Genomic DNA, 3,131 nt, shown 5'->3' with positions numbered 1-3,131 from the left:
CATCGAGATTGGGCCCGTTCTCGTTTGATGCCGTTGAAATCCCTTCTGGCCTTATTTCATGTTTTGCTCAAGTCGGCACCATGGCCCAGTCGATTGGGCCTGCGAGAATGCCCTTAACCAGGCTGACGAAACACGCCCCGGAAAGAGTTTCCTTTTCCCGCCGATGGATTAATCTCATTTCATCCGCGACGTGCCGCCGGCGGCAGCGGCCCCCACGGCTTGAGGGGAACCATGAGCAGGAAAGCGACATCGTCCGCCTTGCCGTCTTCGCCACACCGCCATCCTTTTCGTTCAAAAACGTTGTTGCTGCTCGTCTGCGCCGGCGCGGCGATTTCGGCGGCCGGCTGCCAGAAGCAGCAGGCGGCGGAAAAGAAATTGCCGGTGGTGGTGACGACGCAAACGGTCGCCCTCGCCGACTACGCGCCGCGAACCTCGCTGACCGGGGTGATCGCCGCACGCACGCTCAACAATCTGTCGTTCCGCGTCGGCGGCCGGGTCGCCGAGCGTCTGGTCGATGTCGGCCAGCATGTCGACCAGGGTGCGGTGCTTGCGCGCATAGACCCGCAGGAACAGGAGTCGGACCTGCGCTCGGCCCAGGCCGATCTCGACGCGGCGCAGGCGCAGCTCACCCAGGCCGAGGCCACCTACCAACGGCAAAAGACGCTGCTTTCGCAGGGTTTCACGACGAGGCGGGATTTCGACAGCGCGGACCAGGCCCTGAAAGTGGCGCAAGGCAGCGTCGACGCGGCGCAAAGCGCCCTCGCCAATGCCAAGGAAAACCTTTCCTACACCGAGCTCAAGGCGGGGGCTGCCGGCGTCATCACGGCGCGCCAGGTCGAGGCCGGGCAGGTGGTGCAAGCGGCGCAGACCGTGTTCACCATCGCCGAGGACGGCGACCGCGACGCTGTCTTCAACGTGCACGAGACGCTGGTTGCCCAGACCCCGCCCTCGCCCGCGGTGACGATCACGCTGCTGTCCGACCCGCAGGTGCGCGCGGTCGGCAAGGTTCGCGAGATTTCGCCGGCGGTCGACACCCAGTCCGGATCGATCCGGGTCAAGGTCGGCATCCCTGACACGCCGGCCGGCATGCCGTTGGGCGCGGCCGTGATCGGCACGGTCAGCGCCAAGCCGGTCAGGGCCATTCTGTTGCCCTGGCAGGCTCTGACATCCGCCACCGGCAAGCCCGCCGTCTGGGTGATCGATCCGTCGAGCAAGGCGGTGACGGAGACGCCGGTCGAGGTGCTCGCCTTCGATTCAGGCATCATCGCCGTCGACAAGGGATTGCAGGAAGGACAGAGCGTCGTTACCGCCGGCGGACAGTTGCTCAGCCCCGGACAAACGGTCGAGATCGCTGGAGCCAGCCAATGAACCGGTTGCGGCACGTCGCTCCCCTGCTTGTCCTAGCCGCGCTCGCCGCCTGCTCGCGCTCGGAAGAGAAGCCGCCGGAGGTCATCCGGCCTGTCCTGTCTGTTGTGATCGAGCCGAAGACCGTCGAGACCTTCGGCTTCGCCGGTTCGGTCGAGCCGCAATACAGTGCCGACCTCGCCTTCCGGCTGCTCGGCCGCGTCGTCTCGCGCGACGTCAAGGTCGGCGACCTCGTCACCAAGGGTACGACGATCGCGGCGCTCGATCCGACGGCGCTGGAGCTTGCCGTCCAGGCGTCGAAAGCCGATCTGTCGAACGCGCAGGCGCAGTTCATCAACGCCGCCGCCAGCGAGGATCGCCAGCGCCAGCTGCTGGCCTCGGCCAACACATCGCAGGCGACATTCGACGCCGCGAAACAGGCGCGGCAGGCGGCGGAAGCCGGCGTCGAGCGCGCCAATGCCGCTTTGGCCAAGTCGCAGGAGCAGCTTGGCTATGCGCGGCTGTTCTCCGATTTCGACGGCGTCGTCACCGCTACCGGCGCCGAGGTCGGCCAGACGGTTTCGGCCGGACAGACCGTCGTCACCGTGGCGCGTACCGACCCGCGCGAGGCGGTGGTCGACATCCCCGATCAGCTGACCGGCGACCTCACCGTCGGCATGCCCTTCGAGGTGGTCCTGCAATCGCTGCCGACGATCAAGACACAGGCGAGGCTGCGCGAGATCGCGCCGCAGTCGGAAGGCGCCACGCGCACAAGGCGCGTGAAGCTGACGCTGGTCGATCCGCCGACAGCGTTCCGCCTGGGCTCGACGATCACCGCGACGCGTATGACCAAGGTGGACCCGACGATCGAACTGCCGATATCGGCGCTGCTCGAAAAAGACGGCTCTGAGAAAGTCTGGATCGTCGATCCGCAATCCTCCAGCGTGAGCGCGCGCGAGATCAAGGTCGCGTCCAAGAGCGGCGGCAGCTTCACGGAGGCCGGAGGGCTCGAGGCCGGCATGCGCGTCGTCACAGCCGGCGTCCACAGCCTCGCCGAAGGCCAGAAGGTCAAAGTGCCGGAGGGCGGTGTCTGATGAAGGGCTTCAACCTCTCCGACTGGGCGCTCAGTCACCGCTCCATGGTCTGGTATTTCATGCTGGTCTTCGTGGTGGCCGGCATCTTCTCCTATCTCAATCTTGGTCGCGAGGAAGATCCCGCCTTCACCATCAAGACCATGATCATCCAGGCCAACTGGCCGGGCGCTTCGGTCAAGGAGACGGTGCAGCAGGTGACCGACCGCATCGAGAAAAAGCTCGAGGAGCTCGACAGCCTCGACTACACCAAATCGGTCACCACTGCCGGCCAAACGGTCGTCTTCCTCAACCTGAAGGACACCACCAAGGCGCGCGACGTCGTGCCGAACTGGCTTCAGGTGCGCAACATGGTCAACGACATCAAGGCGCAGCTTCCGCAGGGCGTGCAGGGACCGTTCTTCAACGACCGCTTCGGCGACGTCTACGGCAACATCTATGCCTTCACCGCCGACGGGCTGACGCCACGCCAGCTGCGCGACTATGTCGAAGATGTCCGCACCAAGATCCTGACTGTGCCGAATGCCGGCAAGGTCGATCTGGTCGGCGCGCAGGACGAGGCCATCTATCTCGAGTTCTCGACGCGCCAGATCGCGGCGCTCGGCCTCAACCAGCAGCAAATCGTGGCCAGCCTGCAGGCGCAGAACGCGATCACGCCGTCCGGCGTCATCCAGTCCGGGCCGGAGCGGATCAGCG

The 3,131-nt window shown here is 65.6% G+C and carries 3 protein-coding genes; all 3 read left to right on the top strand.

The annotated features are described in order from the left end of the window. The first annotated feature begins 303 nt into the window (after positions 1-303). Complete coding sequence (locus EOA27_RS29175) at positions 304-1,368, top strand: efflux RND transporter periplasmic adaptor subunit (protein WP_245463177.1); 1,065 nt, start codon at positions 304-306, stop codon at positions 1,366-1,368. Beyond that, a complete protein-coding gene (locus EOA27_RS29170) occupies positions 1,365-2,438 on the top strand; it encodes an efflux RND transporter periplasmic adaptor subunit (protein ID WP_127257847.1) in 1,074 nt (357 codons plus the stop codon). The genes EOA27_RS29175 and EOA27_RS29170 overlap by 4 nt, the downstream gene beginning before the upstream one ends. After that, positions 2,438-3,131: efflux RND transporter permease subunit (locus tag EOA27_RS29165; protein ID WP_145970597.1), on the top strand; the 694-nt coding region annotated here is incomplete at its 3' end. The genes EOA27_RS29170 and EOA27_RS29165, both read left to right, overlap by 1 nt.

Origin of the sequence: Mesorhizobium sp. M2A.F.Ca.ET.037.01.1.1 (assembly GCF_003998075.1) — a bacterium.
In the GTDB taxonomy this organism is placed as follows: domain Bacteria; phylum Pseudomonadota; class Alphaproteobacteria; order Rhizobiales; family Rhizobiaceae; genus Mesorhizobium.
The sequence above is the reverse complement of the archived record's forward strand: the minus strand, read 5'-3'. Positions and strand labels throughout refer to the sequence as shown.

What these genes read in the sequence shown, in the direction of transcription:
- EOA27_RS29170 (WP_127257847.1), top strand. Translation starts at nt 1,365, where the DNA reads ATGAACCGGTTGCGGCACGTCGCTCCCCTGCTTGTCCTAGCCGCGCTC.